The organism is Streptomyces sp. NPDC034103, assembly GCF_055575395.1.
This window is the reverse complement of the sequence record NZ_JBVISS010000019.1, coordinates 130,588-145,749: the sequence shown is the minus strand read 5'-3', so window position 1 is coordinate 145,749 and position 15,162 is coordinate 130,588. Positions and strand designations below refer to the sequence as shown.

Below are 15,162 nucleotides of genomic sequence, written 5' to 3'. Positions count from 1 at the left end.
TGGAGGACGGGAAGGCGTAGGGGCGGCGGGGGCGACCGCGTCCATCAGCGGCCCCGCCATGGGCCTGCGCCGCATCGAGGGCCTCCTCCTCGGCCTGGCCGCGGGCGACGCCGCCGGCTGGCCCGCCGCCCGCCACCGGGCCGCCCGCATGCCCGACTGGACCCGCCGCCTCACCCGCGAACTCGACACCTTCGCCGAACAGAACGCCACCACCACCCTCCCCGTCCCCATCGCCCTCAACCAACCCCCCGAACCCCTCCGCCTGGGGCCCTCTGACGACGCGGAATGGGCGGCCTTCGCAGCCGAGGCCCTCCTCCGCGCGGGCGACGACACCGCCCTGGGCGACCTGAGCCGAGCACGCAGAACCCGCGCCGCGATCGACCTCGCCTGGAACGGTCTGGCCGCCGAGGTGGCGGCGGCGGCCGAGCGCGCCCCCGAGGTCGAGTCCGCCGTGCTCCCCTTGCGTGCCCGCATCTCCGTCCGGGCGGGCCTCGGCAACCTCGCCACCGGCCTGCGCCCGCCCGCCACCGGCCACGACAACCCCCACTACTTCGACGACGCCGCCTGTGTCCGCGCCTGCGTCCTCGCCGCGGCCCACCCCGGCGACCCCCGACTCGCCGCGGAGCTGGCCGAGTTCGACGCCCGCTACACCCAGGACGGCGACGGCGTGCACGGCGCGCGGGCCATGGCCGCCGCCCTCTCCCTCGCCCTCGCCGGCGCGGACATCCACGCCTGTGTCACGGCCGCCCTCAGCGAACTCCCCGCGGAGACGGAGATCGGCCGCAACGCCCGCCACGCCCTGAAGCTGGCCCAGCACGCCGAGGGCGCCTTCGCGCTGATCCCCCTCCTCGAACACCAGATCGTCGACCACGTCTACAGCTACGGCATCGCGGCGGCCGAAACGGTCCCGGTGGCGCTGGCCCTGGCCACAGCCGCCGACGGCCGCGTCCGCGAGGCGATCCCGGCAGCCGCCTGCCTCTCCCGGGTCGCCGACTCCGCCCCCGCCCTGACCGGCGCCCTCACCGGCGCGCTGAGCGGCGGTGGCGCGATCCCCGCCACCTGGCGGGACGCCTGTCGCACCCTCTCCGGCTGCGCCCTCCCCCGCCTCACCGGCACCGACCTCGTGGAACTCGCCGGGCTCCTGGAAGCCACGCCACCGACCCCTCCAGGAGGATGATTCGGGCATGACGCCCAAAGAATCAGAAACCAGCCTGGACGACCGGATCTCCGGCGCCCTCGTGGGCGCGGCGGTCGGCGACGCCCTGGGCGGCCCGGTGGAGGGCTACTCCCCCGACCAGATCCTCGAACGCCACGCCGGCCGCGTCCACGGCGTCGTCGGCCCCTGGAACGGCGACGCCTGGCGCACCGCCCGCCCCATCGCCCCGTACCACAAGGGCGACGGCCACGTCACCGACGACACCTTGATGACCCACGCCCTGATCAGGGTCTACGCCCGGGTCCGCGACCACCTCGACGCGTACGCGATCGCCGAGCACCTGGTCCCGGACCTGATGACGACCCCCCGCTGGATCCCGGAACTCGAACAGGAGGCCCTCCCCCTGCACCGCGTCTTCCTGGCGGAGAAGTGGCTGGTGGCCCGGCTGCACTACGGCCATGTCGATCCCCGCGAGGCGGGCGTCGGCAACATCGTCAACTGCGGCGCGGCGATGTACATGGCCCCCGTCGGCCTGGTCAACGCGGCCAACCCCAGGGCCGCCTACACGGAGGCCCTGGACATCGCGGGCGCCCACCAGTCCTCGTACGGCCGCGAGGCGGCGGCGGTGTTCGCGGCGGCGGTGGCGGCGGCCTGCGCTCCCGACGCGACCCCGGAATCGGTCGTCACCACCTGCCTGTCCCTGGCGAAGGACGGCACCCGCACGGCGATCCAGAAGGTCTGCGAGACGGCCCACGCCCACACCGACTTCGAGTCCGCCCTCGGGCCCCTGCGGGAGGCGGTGGCCCCTTACGACACGGTGGGCCCGGACTACCGCTCCCCCTCCCTGGGCGCCCGCCGCCCCTCCCGCCTCCACACGATCGAGGAACTCCCCATCGCCCTGGGCATGTTGCTGGTGGCCGGCGGCGACTACCGCCACGCGGTGCTCGGTTCGGTCAACTACGGCCGCGACTGCGACTCGATCGCGACGATGGCGGGCGCGCTCGCGGGCGCCCTGGGCTCCCCGGTCCCGGACGACTGGTCGAAGACGGTCGCGGAGGCCAGCCGCCTGGACCTCTGGGAACCGGCGCGCACCCTCACCGAGGTGACCCGGGAGATCCACGAGCGGGACGTACGCCGCCGCAGGGCCCACGAGTCGGCCTTCGCCGGGATCGGAGGCCCACGATGCTCCGGCTGACCTGGGTCCAACCGGAGGACCTCCTGGGCCACGAACTGCGCCAGGCGGCCCTGGACGGCCGCGAGGCCGGGGCGATCGCCGCACGCTGGAGCGCGGCGGGCGGCAACGACGCCCCGCCGAGGGCCGGAGCCTCGCCGGACCGGTCCTCGGGATACCTGCGGCGACTGGCGAGAGACCTGCTGGACGAACTCGCGGACCTGCCCGGCACGTTGGCGGACCAGGAGCCGAGCGACCTGGAAAGGATCAAGGCCGCCTGCCCGGCCTGGCCCGCGCCCACCCCCGCAGCGCCCCCCACCCGCTCGGCCCTCGAAGCGGCCTGGCTGGGCCGGGCGGTGGGATGCCTCCTGGGCAAGCCCGTCGAGAAGCTCCCTCTGGAAACCATCCGCCAACGGGCCGCGGCCACCGGCAACTGGCCCCTGAACACCTACTTCACGGCACAGGGCGTCCCCGAACACCTGCTGCGCTCCCACCCCTGGAACCGCCGCTCGGCATCCACCTCGCTCGCCGAGAACATCGACGGCATGCCCGAGGACGACGACCTCAACTACCCCCTGCTCAACCTTCTCCTGCTCCAACGCCACGGCAGACGGTTCACGACCGCGGACGTCGCCGGCCTCTGGCTCGACGAACTCCCCGCCGGCCGCACCTTCACCGCCGAACGCATCGCCTACCGCAACCTCCTCCTCGGCCTGGACCCCCCGCACACGGCCCGCCACCGCAACCCCTTCCGCGAGTGGATCGGCGCCCTGATCCGAGCCGACGTGCACGGCTGGACCAACGCGGGCGACCCCGCGGCCGCGGCCGAGCAGGCCCACCGGGACGCCACCCTCACCCACACCGCCAACGGCGTCTACGCGGCGATGTTCACGGCGGCCACGATCGCCACCGCGGCGACCGGCACGCACGACATCCACGCCTGCCTTCGCACCGGCCTGACCGTGATCCCGCCGGCCTCCCGCCTCTCCCGGGCGATCCGGCACGCGATCGGGCTGGCGCGGTGGTGCGCCGACTTCGACACGGTCGTGGACGAACTCCACGCCACCTACGCCGACACCCACCACTGGGTCCACGCCGTCCCCAACACCGCCCTGATCGCCGCCGCCCTCACCCACGCGGACGGCGACTTCACCGCCTCCATCTGCAAGGCGGTGAGCGGCGGTTGGGACACCGACTCCAACGGCGCCACCGCGGGCAGCATCGCCGCTCTCCTCGCCGGCACCCCACGCCGGCTCCCCGACCGCTGGACCGCTCCCCTCAAGAACCGCCTCGCCACCTCCGTCGCCGACTTCGACGGCACCGGCTTCGACGCCCTCGCCCACCTCACCCACGTGGAGGCTTCCCGCCCATGACCCACATCGCCGTGCTCGGCAGCACCAACATGGACCTCGTCGCCTACGTCGGGAAGGCCCCGCAGCGCGGGGAGACCGTGACCGGACGGGAGTTCCGTACGATCCCCGGCGGCAAGGGCGCCAACCAGGCGATCGCCGCGGCCCGCGCCGGCGCCACCGTCTCGATGATCGGCGCGGTCGGCAACGACGCCTACGGCACCCAGCTGCGCTCCACCCTCGAACACTCCGGCGTCGACACCGACCACCTGCGCACCATCGAGGGGCCGTCCGGCACCGCCCATATCGTCGTCGACGACGAGGGCGGCAACGCGATCGTCGTGATCCCCGGCGCGAACGGCACCGTCGACCACCTCGCCCCCGGCGACGACGGCCTCATCGCCAGCGCCGACGCCCTGCTGCTCCAGCTGGAGATCCCGCTGGCCGCGGTCGTGGCGGGCGCCGAGGCGGCCCGCGCCCACGGCGTCCGGACGATCCTGACGCCCGCCCCCGCCCAGCCGCTGCCCATCGAACTCCTCGCCGCCACCGACCTGCTGGTCCCCAACGAGCACGAGGCGACCACCCTCACCGGCCGTATCGACCCCATGGCCGCGGCCACCGCCCTCCTCGAGGAGGTGCCGGAGGTGGTCGTCACCCTCGGTTCCGCGGGCAGTCTGTACCTGGCCCGCGACCGCGAACCGCTCACCGTCCCCGCCCCGCAGGTGACCGCCGTCGACTCGACCGGCGCCGGTGACACGTTCGTCGGCACCCTCGCGGTGGCGCTCGGCGAGGGCCGCCCCATGCGCGAGGCGCTCCAGTGGGCGGCCAGGGCGGCCGCCCTCTCGGTCCAGCGGGCCGGCGCGTCGGCGTCGATGCCGTACCGCCCGGAGATCGACAAGCAGGCCACGTCATGACGGCCGCACACCCCCGGGCGGCCCCCCTCTGCGGCCTCCGCGTCCTGGACCTCGCCACCCTCTTCGCCGGTCCCCTCGCCGCCACGATGCTCGGCGACTTCGGCGCGGAGGTCGTGAAGGTCGAGCACCCCACGAAACCGGACCCCTCCCGCGGTCACGGCCCCGCCAAGGACGGCATCGGCCTGTGGTGGAAGCTCCTCGGCCGCAACAAGCGCACGATCACCCTGGACCTGTCGAGGCCGGGCGGCCGCGCCACCCTGCTCCGCCTCGCGGCGAGCGCCGACGTCGTCATCGAGAACTTCCGCCCGGGCACCCTGGAGAAATGGGACCTCGGCTGGGAGGAGCTCTCGGCCGCCAACCCCCGTCTGATCCTCACCCGGGTCACCGCCTTCGGCCAGTTCGGCCCCTACGCCCACCGCCCCGGCTTCGGCACCCTCGCCGAGGCGATGAGCGGTTTCGCCGCGGTCACCGGCGAACCGGACGCGCCCCCGACGCTCCCGCCGTTCGGCCTCGCCGACTCCATCGCGGGCCTCGCGACGGCGTACGCGGTGCTGACGGCGCTGGCCGCCCGCGATCGCACCGGCCACGGCCAGGTCGTGGACATGGCGATCATCGAGCCCATCCTCAGCGTCCTCGGCCCCCAGCCGACCTGGTACGACCAGCTGGGCTACGTCCAGCAGCGCACCGGCAACCGCTCCGCCAACAACGCCCCGCGCAACACCTACCGCACCGCGGACGGTGGTTGGGTCGCCGTCTCCACCTCGGCCCAGTCGGTCGCCGAGCGGGTGATGCGCCTGGTCGGGCGCGAGGACCTGACCGCCGAGCCCTGGTTCACCACCGGTGCCGACCGCGCCCGCCACGCCGACGTCCTCGACGACGCGGTCGGCACCTGGATCGCCGCCCGCCCCCTGACCGAGGTCCTGGCGGCCTTCGAGAAGGCGGAGGCCGCGGCGGCCCCGGTCCAGGACGTCCGGGAGGTGATGACGGACCCCCAGTACCAGGCCCTCGACACGATCACCACCGTCGACGACCCGGAGCTGGGCCCCCTGCGCATGCAGAACGTCCTCTTCCGTCTCTCCGACACCCCCGGCGCGATCCGCTGGGCGGGCCGCCCGCACGGCGCGGACACCACGCAGGTCCTCACCGAACTGGGGCTGACAAAGGCCGAGGTGGCGGCCCTGCGCGCGGAAGGGGCGGTATGACCCCGCTGACCTGGCTGTACGTCCCCGGCGACCGCCCCCAGGTGGTGGCCAAGGCGCTGGCGGCCGGTGCCGACGTGGTGGTGATCGACCTGGAGGACGCGGTCACCCCCGACCGCAAGGCGTACGCCCGGGACGCCACCGCCGACCTCCTCTCGGCGCCGCAGCCGCGGCCCGTCCACGTCCGTGTGAACGCCCTGGAGACCCCTTGGGCGGCGGCGGACCTGGCGGCGGTGTCCGCCCTGCCCGGGCTCGGCGGCCTCCGCCTGCCCAAGGTGACCTCGCCCCGGCAGATCACCGCCGTCGCCGAGCGCACGCCCCCCGCCGACGGCGGCGCCCCCGCCCTGTACGCCCTCCTGGAAACGGCCCTCGGTGTGGAGCAGGCGTACCCGATCGCCGCGGCCCACCCCGCCCTGCGCGGCATCGCCCTCGGCGAGGCGGACCTCCGCGCCGACCTCGGCGTACGGGACGACGCGGGCCTCGACTGGGCCCGTTCCCGGGTCGTCGTGGCGGCGCGGGCGGCGGGCCTGCCTCCGCCGCCCCAGTCGGTCCACCCCGACATCCGCGACCTCGAAGGCCTGGCGGCCTCGTGTGCCCACGGCCGCGCCCTCGGCTTCCTGGGCCGGGCCGCCATCCACCCGTGCCAACTCCCGGTGATCGAGCGGGCCTACCTGCCGACACCGCTGGAGATCGAACGGGCGGAGACGATCGTGAGGGCGGCGGCGACGAGGCCGGGCGCCCAGGCACTGCCGGACGGCCGGTTCATCGACCCGGCGGTGGTGGCCGCGGCACACCGCACCCTGTCACTCACCCACCGCCCCTGACCGCCCCCCGCGGCGCGGCCCGGCGGTGCCAAACCCGGTGACGCGACCGCGACCGGCCGCACACGACGAGGGGCGCCCGGCAGATCCCGGGCGCCCCTCGTCCTCGTACGACCAGCAGTCGTCGTACGACCGGCTGTCAGCTCTTCTTGGCCGACTCGGCCTCGTCCGTCGACGCGGCCTTGTCCATGGAGACGGCCTCGTCCTTCACCTCGGTGGTCTCCGGGTCGGCCGCGTCCGCGTTGTCGCCGTCGCCGTCGGCCTCGACCTCCGCGGCCTCACCGTCGGGGTCGGCCGGCTCCACGACCTCTTCCCGGCCGGGCCGCTTCTTCGCCGACACCGCGATGTAGGCCACCGCGAGCAGGAAGACGACCAGCGCGGTCCAGTTGTTCAGGCGCAGGCCCAGGATGTGGTGGGCGTCGTCGACGCGGAGGTACTCGATCCAGAACCGGCCCACGCAGTACGCGGCGACATACAGCGCGAACGCCCGTCCGTGCCCGAGCTTGAAGCGGCGGTCGGCCCAGATGACGAGAAGGGCGACGCCGACGCACCACAGGGACTCGTACAGGAAGGTCGGGTGGTAGTAGCCCGGCACGCGGCCGTCCGTCGTGGACGTGATGTGCAGGGCCCACGGCAGGTCCGTCTCCCGCCCGTACAGCTCCTGGTTGAACCAGTTGCCCCAGCGTCCGATCGCCTGGGCGAGGGCGATGGCGGGAGCGATGGCGTCGGCGTAGGCCGGCAGCGGGATGCCCCGGCGGCGGCAGCCGATCCAGGCGCCCAGCGCGCCGAGCGCGATCGCGCCCCAGATGCCGAGGCCGCCCTCCCAGATCTTGAAGGCGTCCACCCAGTCGCGGCCCTCGCTGAAGTACAGCTCGTAGTCCGTGATCACGTGGTAGAGGCGGCCGCCGAGCAGACCGAACGGCACGGCCCAGACAGAGATGTCGGCCACCGTGCCGACCCGCCCGCCCCGGGCGACCCAGCGCTTGTTACCGAGCCAGACCGCGACGAAGACGCCGATGATGATGCAGAACGCATAGCCGCGCAGCGGAATGAGGCCGAAGAGGTGGTAAACCCCGTGCGACGGGCTGGGAATGTAGGCAAGTTCCATGGCAGGACCGACGCTACCGTGCCGGGCGCCGCGCACGGCAGGCAGCCCGGCTACGGCTCCATAACGGGAGGGTCGGAAAACTCTTACCCCTTGTTCGCCTCCCGCACCTGCTTCTTCAGCTTGGCCGGGGTCATCGTCTGGTCCTGGTAGATGTTCTTGCCGTCGAGGAGGACGGTCGGGGTGCCGCTGAAGCCGCCGTTGCGGAAGGCCGCGGCGGACTTGGCGACCCAGCTGTCGTGGGTGCCGTCCTCGACGCAGGTGCGGAACGTGGGGGTGTCCAGGCCGTCGACCTTCTTCGCCAGCTCGATGAGCTTGCTGTTCTCGGCGTAGGCGTCGTCGGTCTCCGCCGGCTGGTTCTCGTACAGCACGTCGTGGTACGCGGTGAAGTCGCCCGCGTCCTGGGCGCAGGCCGCCGCGTTGGCCGCCTTGCGGGAGCCGGTGCCGCCCATGTTGCCGTCGATGATGGTCGCGAGGTGGTAGTCGACCTTGAGCTGTCCGGAGTCCGTCAGCTCGTGGATCGTCGAGCGGTAGGCGTCCTCGAAGGACTTGCAGGCCGGGCAGCGGAAGTCCTCCCAGATGGTGAGCGAGGCCTTGGCGCTCGTCTTTCCGACCGGGATGGCGAGGTTGTCGTCGCCGTTGGCCCCCGAGGGCGCGACGACCGGGCCCGCGGAGTCGCTGCCGTCGTCCTTGCCCGCGTTGGCAGCGACCACTCCGATCACCGCCGCCAGGCCCAGCACACAGACCACGCTCGCGCCCACGATCAACGTCCGTCGACGCTTCTCCGCGGCCTTCTGCTTCTCACGCTCGACCGCCAGCCGCTCGCGGGCGGTGCGCTTTCCGTCACGGTTCTTCTCGCTCACACCCGCAGAACGAACCGGGGAGGCGCAGAGCGCCTCCCCGGCCCCAGGTCCACCCGTTCGAGTGAGCTGTACGACATGTCCCGACCGCGGCCGGGTCCTACGAGCGGTGCTACGCCTCTCCGCGCACGCCCTTCGCCAGCTCACCGGCGAGCTCGCGCACCGCCTCGACGCCGGCCTTGTCGTCCGGCGCGTCCAGCATCCGCTTCACGAAGGCCGAGCCGACGATCACGCCGTCGGCGAAGCCGGCGACCTCGGCGGCCTGATGGGCGTTCGAGACCCCGAGCCCGACACAGACGGGCAGGTCGGCCCGGGTGGCGCGGGTGCGCTCGACCAGGTCCTGGGCCTGCGCGCCCACCGACTCACGGGTGCCGGTGACCCCCATGAGCGAGGCGGCGTAGACGAAGCCGCTGCCCGCCGCGGTGATCTCGGCGAGGCGCGCGTCCTTGCTGCTGGGCGCCACCACGAAGACCGTGGCGAGCCCGTGCTTCTCGGCGTGCTCCCTCCACAGGGCCGCCTCCTGCACGGGCAGGTCGGGCAGGATGCAGCCCGCGCCGCCCGCCTCGGCGAGTTCGGCGGTGAAGCGCTCGACGCCGTAGCGGTCGATGGGGTTCCAGTACGTCATCACGAGCACCGGCTTCCCGGTGGCCTCGTAGGTCTCCCTGACCGTGCGCATCACGTCCGCGATCTTGACGCCGCCGCGCAGGGCGATGTCGTCGGCGGTCTGGATGACGGGGCCGTCGAGGACGGGGTCGCTGTGCGGCAGACCGACCTCGACGACGTCCGCGCCGCCGTCGAAGGCGGCCCTGATCGCCTCGATGCCGCCGTCCACGGTCGGGAACCCGGCCGGGAGGTAGGCGATGAGGGCGGAGCGGCCCTCGGCCTTGGCGCCGGCGAGGGTGTCCGACAGCAGTTGGATGTTCCCGCTCACTTGGCGTCCCCCTCGATCTCGGCGAGGTCGGCGGCGTCGGCCGCGACCTCGGCGTCGGTGTCGTACAGGCCGAAGTACCGCGCGGCCGTGTCCATGTCCTTGTCGCCGCGGCCCGACAGGTTGACGACGATGAGCCCGTCCTTGCCGAGTTCCTTGCCGACCTCCAGGGCACCGGCCAGCGCGTGCGCGCTCTCGATGGCCGGGATGATGCCCTCGGTGCGCGACAGCAGGCGCAGCGCCTGCATGGCCGCGTCGTCGGTGACCGCGCGGTACTCGCCGCGGCCGGAGTCCTTGAGGTAGGAGTGCTCCGGGCCGATGCCCGGGTAGTCCAGACCGGCCGAGATGGAGTACGGCTCGGTGATCTGGCCCTCCTCGTCCTGGAGGACGTAGGAGCGGGAGCCGTGCAGGATGCCGGGCTCGCCCGCGGTGAGGGTCGCCGCGTGCTCGCCGGTGTCCACCCCGTGCCCGGCGGGCTCGCAGCCGATGAGGCGTACGTCCGCGTCCGGGATGAAGGCGTGGAAGAGGCCGATGGCGTTGGAGCCGCCGCCGACGCAGGCGATGGCCGCGTCGGGGAGCCGGCCGGCCCGTTCCAGGAGCTGGCGGCGGGCCTCGACGCCGATCACGCGGTGGAAGTCGCGGACCATGGCCGGGAAGGGGTGCGGTCCCGCGACCGTGCCGAAGAGGTAGTGCGTGCGGTCGACGTTGGCGACCCAGTCACGGAACGCCTCGTTGATCGCGTCCTTCAGCGTGCGGCTGCCGGACTTCACGGCGACGACCTCGGCGCCCAGCATGCGCATCCGGGCCACGTTGAGGGCCTGGCGCTGGGTGTCGATCTCACCCATGTAGATCGTGCACTCGAGGCCGAACAGCGCGCAGGCGGTGGCCGTCGCGACACCGTGCTGACCGGCGCCGGTCTCGGCGATCACCCGGGTCTTGCCCATGCGCTTGGTGAGCAGGGCCTGGCCGAGCACGTTGTTGATCTTGTGCGAGCCGGTGTGGTTGAGGTCCTCCCGCTTGAGGAAGACCCGGGCGCCGCCCGCGTGCTCCGCGAAACGGGGGACCTCGGTGAGCGCCGACGGGCGGCCCGTGTAGTTGAGGAGCAGGTCGTCGAGCTCGCGGGCGAACTCGGGGTCGTGCTTGGCCTTGTCGTACTCGACGGCGACCTCGTCCACGGCGGCGACGAGGGCCTCCGGGATGAACTTGCCGCCGAAGTCGCCGAAGTAGCCTTCGGGACTCGGGACTTGACCCTCGGGGTCGGGGATGAAGAACTCGCTGGGCATGCGGAAACCTCACGGTGAGTTGGGGAAATACCTAATCGCCGTGGGGGCGGGGCTTGTTCGACGGCCTCAGGCCGCCGGTGGCTTGTCGCGCAGTTCCCCGCGCCCCTGAAGGGCGCGCTGCCATCGACAGCCGTTCACCTGCCCGGGTTCGTCCCCGATGACGTATCGCACTCGACGGCCGTGCACCCGGCGGGCGGGCGCGCGGCAGCCACGGGGGCGGCAGCCGCGCGCGAGGCGGGCGTACCGGTCCGTGGGTGTCATGGTGAGCGTCATCGGGGCAAGCCTATCGAATGATCAGCTGCGCCCGTGCCGCAGAGCCGGGTGCTCGCCCGCCGCGACCAGGTCGGAGACCGCGGACCTCGGGTCCTTGCCGGTGACCAGGGACTCGCCGACCAGGACCGCGTCGGCGCCGGCGTTGGCGTACGCGATGAGGTCGTGCGGGCCGCGGACGCCGGACTCGGCGATCTTGACGATGTGGTCGGGGATCTCGGGGGCGACGCGCTCGAAGGTGCCGCGGTCGACCTCGAGGGTCTTGAGGTTGCGGGCGTTGACGCCGATGACCTTGGCGCCGGCGTCGACCGCGCGCTCGACCTCGTCCTCGTCGTGGACCTCGACGATCGGGGTGAGTCCGATGGACACCGCGCGCTCGACGAGGGACTCCAGGGCGGGCTGGTCGAGGGCGGCCACGATCAGCAGGGCGAGGTCGGCGCCGTACGCGCGAGCCTCCCAGAGCTGGTACGACGTGACGATGAAGTCCTTGCGCAGGACGGGGATGTCCACGCGTGCGCGGACCGCCTCCAGGTCGGCCAGCGAGCCGCCGAAGCGGCGCTGCTCAGTGAGGACGGAGATGACGGCCGCGCCGCCCGCCTCGTAGTCCGCGGCGAGTCCGGCGGGGTCGGCGATCGCGGCCAGCGCGCCCTTGGAGGGGCTGGAGCGCTTGACCTCGCAGATGACCTTGACGCCGTCGCCGCGGAGGGCGGCCACACCGTCCTTGGCCGCGGGTGCCTTCGCCGCGCGCTCCTTGAGCTCGTCGAGGCTGACGCGCGCCTGCCGCTCCGCGAGGTCGGCACGGACTCCGTCGATGATCTCGTCGAGCACACTCACGCGAGCGGCCCCCTTCCAGACGGTTGACAGTTCCAGCGACCAGAGAACAGGTGGTCACTGCGATGGTATCCGGAGGAAGGCCAAGGCCTCACATCCGGTTGACGGCGGTCCCACTACCTGGACGTTCACCCATTGATCAAGGGTGCAGCCAGCCACCGAACGGCAGGTTCCGGACAACGGTGAAGACCAGCAGCAACGCGCCGACGGTCCAGAGGAGCACGGGTCCGGGGTCGAACCGCAGCGGCCGTCCGCGCGCGGTGCGGACCACCCAGACGGTCCACAGCACCGCGAACCCCAGATAGCCGAGTACGGCGGGCGCGTTGGCCTGGAGGGCCGTCAGGAAGTCCCCGTGCGCGAAGGCGTGTGCGCTGCGCAGTCCGCCGCAGCCGGGGCAGTACAGGCCGGTGAGGCGCAGGAGCGGGCAGACGGGGTAGTGGCCCGGTTCGTTGGGGTCCACGGCGGCGACGTACCCGAACGCCCCGGCGACGGCCGCGAGGACCCCCGCGGGCACGGCCAGGCGGCCCGCTCGCGCCGCGTACGGCGTCACTCTGTGGCTGTCGGCGTTCACGCCTTGCATTGTGCCCCCGCCGGGCCCCGGACGCGCGTGAGGGGCGGCACGGGCCGCCCCTCGATGGGTCGTACGCGACTGCCGTACGGCGATCAGCTCTTGGAGCCGGCCGTCTCCGGCGTCGAGGTGACCAGCGGCTTGTGAGCATCCTTCGGCATGCCCATGCCCATCGCGCTCATGATCCAGCCGACGATGCCGCCGAGGACCACGATCGCCATGCCCGCCCAGAAGCCGACCGGGCTGGCCAGGACCATGAAGGCGCCCGCGACGCAGAAACCGATGAAGGCGATAGTGACACCGGTCCAGGCGGCCGGGGTGTGACCGTGGCTGCTGCCCGCCATGACTTGCTCCTCGTTGCTGTAAACGTGTCTGAGCCGGACGCTCGCGACCATTGTCCCGTACGCGCGCGTGCGAAGTGATCGGGGGTGGCCCGACCGACCCGGGCGCGCCGGGCGCGCCGGCCGGCGGTCGGGGACCTGCCCTCAGGCGCCCGTGGGGTCCTCTCCTCGGTCCAGGGCCTTCCACATCTCCTCGGGCCGGTCGGGGTCCGCGGCCCTCGGCCTGCGAGCGGGACGCGGCGCGCCGTTGCGCTCGTACCGACCGGACATCGCGGGCCACAGCCGCCCGTACCGCAGGGCGAGCAACCCGGCCAGCAGGATCAGCGCCCCGCCGACGGCGGCGACGTAGGGCCAGGCGGTGTGGCTCAGGGCGCCGACCGTGGCCGACGCGTCGCCGGAGGCCTTCGCGGCCTGCTCGTCGAGCGCGGAACTGTCGGACGCGCCGAACAGGGACGCGGCGACGATGCCGGCGCCGGAGAGCGCGAGCAGTCCGGCGACGGCGAGGCGGCCGGCCCTGCGGACGGCGAAGACGGCGACGAGCGCGGCGAGGCCCACTATGGCGAGGGCGGCGGGGACGCCGGTGACGTCGCTGCCCTGGGCGGTCAGCGGGAAGTCGCCGCCGGCCACCGTGGCGGTGCCCTCCGACCACTGCTGGCGGGTCGCGAGCAGCGCCACGGCCGCGCCGAGCGCGCCGGACAGCAGGGCTACGGCGAGGCTGACGCGGCCGGCCCTGGCGGGGCCTGCGGCTTCGGAACGGGGGTGAGGTACGGCAGTCACGTACCCCACTATCGCCCGAACCCCGGGCGAACCGTCACCCGGGGTTGTATGAGAAGCGCCCCATTCGTCGCGGAGGCGCTCCCGCGTGGCTTATTTGCCGAGTCGGTTCGCCGTGTGCACCGCGCGCAGCACCGCCGCCGCCTTGTTGCGGCACTCGGTGTCCTCGGCGACCGGGTCGGAGTCGGCGACGATGCCGGCGCCGGCCTGGACGTAGGCGGTGCCGTCGCGCAGCAGGGCCGTGCGGATGGCGATGGCCGTGTCGGAGTCGCCCGCGAAGTCGAGGTAGCCGACGCAGCCGCCGTACAGCCCGCGCCGGGACGGTTCGAGTTCGTCGATGATCTGCATCGCGCGGGGCTTGGGGGCGCCGGAGAGGGTGCCCGCCGGGAAGCAGGCGGTGAGGACGTCGAAGGCGGTGCGGCCCCGCGCGACCCTGCCGGTCACCGTCGAGACGATGTGCATGACGTGGGAGTAGCGCTCGACGGACATGAAGTCCACGACCTCCACCGAGCCCGGCTCGCAGACCCGCCCCAGGTCGTTGCGGCCGAGGTCGACGAGCATCAGGTGCTCGGCGCGCTCCTTGGGGTCGGCGAGCAGTTCCTCGGCGAGGGCCTGGTCCTCCTGCGGGGTCGCCCCGCGCCACCGGGTGCCGGCGATGGGGTGGACCATGGCCCGTCCGTCCTCGACCTTGACCAGGGCCTCCGGGCTGGATCCGACGACGTCGAAGCCGTCGAAGCGGAACAGGTACATGTACGGGGAGGGGTTGGTGGCCCGCAGGACCCGGTACACGTCCAGCGCGCTCGCCGTGCACGGTGTCTCGAAGCGCTGCGAGGGGACGACCTGGAAGGCCTCGCCCGCGCGGATGCGCTCCTTGATGTCCTCGACGGCCTCCTGGAAGTCGGGGCCGCCCCACCGGGCCGTGTACTCGGGGAGCTCGGAGGGCGGGAGCACGGCGGGCGGCTGGGCCACCGCGCGGGAGAGGTCCGCCTCCATGGCGTCCAGGCGGGCCACCGCGTCGGCGTGGGCCTCGTCGACGCCGGTGTCGAGGTCGTTGTGGTTGATCGCGTTGGCGATCAGCAGGACCGAGCCCTCCCAGTGGTCCATCACCGCGAGGTCGCTGGTCAGGAGCATGGTCAGCTCGGGGAGCTCAAGGTCGTCACGCTCGCCGGGGCCGATCTTCTCCAGGCGGCGCACGATGTCGTAGCCGAGGTAGCCGACCATGCCGCCGGTGAAGGGCGGCAGGCCCTCCTGGTGGGGGGTGTGCAGGGCCTCGATGGTGGCGCGCAGGGCGGCCAGCGGGTCGCCGTCGACGGGGACGCCGACCGGTGGGGTGCCCAGCCAGTGGGCCTGGCCGTCACGCGCCGTCAGGGTGGCGGCCGAGCGCACGCCCACGAAGGAGTAGCGAGACCATCGAAAAGCCGTACGACCGTTCTCCGCGGACTCCAGCAGGAAGGTGCCGGGGCGCTCGGCGGCGAGCTTGCGGTAGAGCGCGACCGGGGTGTCGCCGTCGGCGAGGAGCTTGCGCGTGACCGGGATGACGCGCCGGTCGGTGGCGAGCTTGCGGAAGGTCTCGAGGTCCATGGCCGCTGACC

Annotated in this window: 16 protein-coding genes; 6 read left to right on the top strand and 10 right to left on the bottom strand. The window is 73.2% G+C overall.

Annotated features, from left to right (window positions below; genetic code table 11):
• Positions 1-43: 43 nt before the first annotated feature.
• Genes ACZ56U_RS35165 through ACZ56U_RS35140 form a run of 6 tightly spaced genes read left to right on the top strand, consistent with a single transcriptional unit; the run spans position 44 to position 6,613 of the window.
• Positions 44-1,177 (top strand): ADP-ribosylglycohydrolase family protein, encoded by a 1,134-nt coding sequence (locus ACZ56U_RS35165; protein WP_469088021.1) that lies wholly within the window; start codon positions 44-46, stop codon positions 1,175-1,177.
• A gap of 7 nt (positions 1,178-1,184) precedes the next feature.
• A complete protein-coding gene (locus ACZ56U_RS35160; RefSeq protein ID WP_469087977.1) occupies positions 1,185-2,351 on the top strand; it encodes an ADP-ribosylglycohydrolase family protein in 1,167 nt (388 codons plus the stop codon).
• A complete protein-coding gene (locus ACZ56U_RS35155) occupies positions 2,339-3,700 on the top strand; it encodes an ADP-ribosylglycohydrolase family protein (protein WP_469087976.1) in 1,362 nt (453 codons plus the stop codon). The genes ACZ56U_RS35160 and ACZ56U_RS35155 overlap by 13 nt, the downstream gene beginning before the upstream one ends.
• Complete coding sequence (gene rbsK, locus ACZ56U_RS35150) at positions 3,697-4,590, top strand: ribokinase (RefSeq protein ID WP_469087975.1); 894 nt, start codon at positions 3,697-3,699, stop codon at positions 4,588-4,590. The genes ACZ56U_RS35155 and rbsK overlap by 4 nt, the downstream gene beginning before the upstream one ends.
• Positions 4,587-5,792, top strand: a complete 1,206-nt coding sequence (locus tag ACZ56U_RS35145) for a CaiB/BaiF CoA transferase family protein (protein WP_469087974.1) — start codon at positions 4,587-4,589, stop codon at positions 5,790-5,792. The genes rbsK and ACZ56U_RS35145 overlap by 4 nt, the downstream gene beginning before the upstream one ends.
• Positions 5,789-6,613 carry an HpcH/HpaI aldolase/citrate lyase family protein gene (locus ACZ56U_RS35140; RefSeq protein ID WP_469087973.1) on the top strand — a complete coding sequence of 275 codons (825 nt, stop codon included), beginning with the start codon at positions 5,789-5,791 and terminating at the stop codon, positions 6,611-6,613. Before ACZ56U_RS35145 ends, ACZ56U_RS35140 begins: the two co-directional genes overlap by 4 nt.
• A 136-nt stretch (positions 6,614-6,749) precedes the next feature.
• On the opposite strand, the gene lgt is transcribed toward ACZ56U_RS35140, so the two are convergent.
• The 10 genes from lgt to ACZ56U_RS35090 form a co-directional block, all read right to left on the bottom strand.
• Positions 6,750-7,718 carry a prolipoprotein diacylglyceryl transferase gene (gene lgt / locus ACZ56U_RS35135; RefSeq protein ID WP_469087972.1) on the bottom strand — a complete coding sequence of 323 codons (969 nt, stop codon included), beginning with the start codon at positions 7,716-7,718 and terminating at the stop codon, positions 6,750-6,752.
• Between the two features lie 83 nt (positions 7,719-7,801).
• A complete protein-coding gene (locus tag ACZ56U_RS35130) occupies positions 7,802-8,578 on the bottom strand; it encodes a DsbA family protein (protein ID WP_469087971.1) in 777 nt (258 codons plus the stop codon).
• A gap of 109 nt (positions 8,579-8,687) precedes the next feature.
• On the bottom strand, positions 8,688-9,506 hold the full coding sequence (trpA, locus tag ACZ56U_RS35125) for a tryptophan synthase subunit alpha (protein ID WP_469087970.1): 819 nt from the start codon (positions 9,504-9,506) through the stop codon (positions 8,688-8,690).
• Positions 9,503-10,786: a tryptophan synthase subunit beta gene (gene trpB / locus ACZ56U_RS35120; RefSeq protein WP_469087969.1), complete on the bottom strand. Its 1,284-nt coding sequence runs from the start codon at positions 10,784-10,786 to the stop codon at positions 9,503-9,505. Before trpB ends, trpA begins: the two co-directional genes overlap by 4 nt.
• Positions 10,787-10,852: 66 nt before the next feature.
• A complete protein-coding gene (trpM, locus tag ACZ56U_RS35115; RefSeq protein ID WP_469087968.1) occupies positions 10,853-11,059 on the bottom strand; it encodes a tryptophan biosynthesis modulator TrpM in 207 nt (68 codons plus the stop codon).
• 21 nt (positions 11,060-11,080) lie between these two features.
• Entirely contained in the window at positions 11,081-11,890 is an 810-nt protein-coding gene (gene trpC, locus ACZ56U_RS35110) for an indole-3-glycerol phosphate synthase TrpC (RefSeq protein ID WP_469087967.1), read from the bottom strand.
• Between the two features lie 136 nt (positions 11,891-12,026).
• A complete protein-coding gene (locus ACZ56U_RS35105) occupies positions 12,027-12,467 on the bottom strand; it encodes a DUF2752 domain-containing protein (protein ID WP_469087966.1) in 441 nt (146 codons plus the stop codon).
• 83 nt (positions 12,468-12,550) lie between these two features.
• Entirely contained in the window at positions 12,551-12,799 is a 249-nt protein-coding gene (locus tag ACZ56U_RS35100; protein ID WP_391230087.1) for an HGxxPAAW family protein, read from the bottom strand.
• Positions 12,800-12,940: 141 nt separating this feature from the next.
• Entirely contained in the window at positions 12,941-13,582 is a 642-nt protein-coding gene (locus tag ACZ56U_RS35095; protein WP_469087965.1) for a TIGR02234 family membrane protein, read from the bottom strand.
• Positions 13,583-13,663: 81 nt separating this feature from the next.
• Positions 13,664-15,151 (bottom strand): anthranilate synthase component I, encoded by a 1,488-nt coding sequence (locus ACZ56U_RS35090; RefSeq protein ID WP_469087964.1) that lies wholly within the window; start codon positions 15,149-15,151, stop codon positions 13,664-13,666.
• Positions 15,152-15,162 lie beyond the last annotated feature (11 nt).

Bases quoted from the DNA above. Each gene is read 5' to 3' on its own strand.
- ACZ56U_RS35160 (WP_469087977.1), top strand. From the start codon at position 1,185: ATGACGCCCAAAGAATCAGAAACCAGCCTGGACGACCGGATCTCCGGC.
- ACZ56U_RS35155 (WP_469087976.1), top strand. From the start codon at position 2,339: ATGCTCCGGCTGACCTGGGTCCAACCGGAGGACCTCCTGGGCCACGAA.
- rbsK (WP_469087975.1), top strand. From the start codon at position 3,697: ATGACCCACATCGCCGTGCTCGGCAGCACCAACATGGACCTCGTCGCC.
- ACZ56U_RS35145 (WP_469087974.1), top strand. From the start codon at position 4,587: ATGACGGCCGCACACCCCCGGGCGGCCCCCCTCTGCGGCCTCCGCGTC.
- ACZ56U_RS35140 (WP_469087973.1), top strand. From the start codon at position 5,789: ATGACCCCGCTGACCTGGCTGTACGTCCCCGGCGACCGCCCCCAGGTG.
- lgt (WP_469087972.1), bottom strand. From the start codon at position 7,718: ATGGAACTTGCCTACATTCCCAGCCCGTCGCACGGGGTTTACCACCTC.
- trpB (WP_469087969.1), bottom strand. From the start codon at position 10,786: ATGCCCAGCGAGTTCTTCATCCCCGACCCCGAGGGTCAAGTCCCGAGT.
- trpM (WP_469087968.1), bottom strand. From the start codon at position 11,059: ATGACGCTCACCATGACACCCACGGACCGGTACGCCCGCCTCGCGCGC.
- ACZ56U_RS35105 (WP_469087966.1), bottom strand. From the start codon at position 12,467: ATGCAAGGCGTGAACGCCGACAGCCACAGAGTGACGCCGTACGCGGCG.
- ACZ56U_RS35100 (WP_391230087.1), bottom strand. From the start codon at position 12,799: ATGGCGGGCAGCAGCCACGGTCACACCCCGGCCGCCTGGACCGGTGTC.
- ACZ56U_RS35090 (WP_469087964.1), bottom strand. From the start codon at position 15,151: ATGGACCTCGAGACCTTCCGCAAGCTCGCCACCGACCGGCGCGTCATC.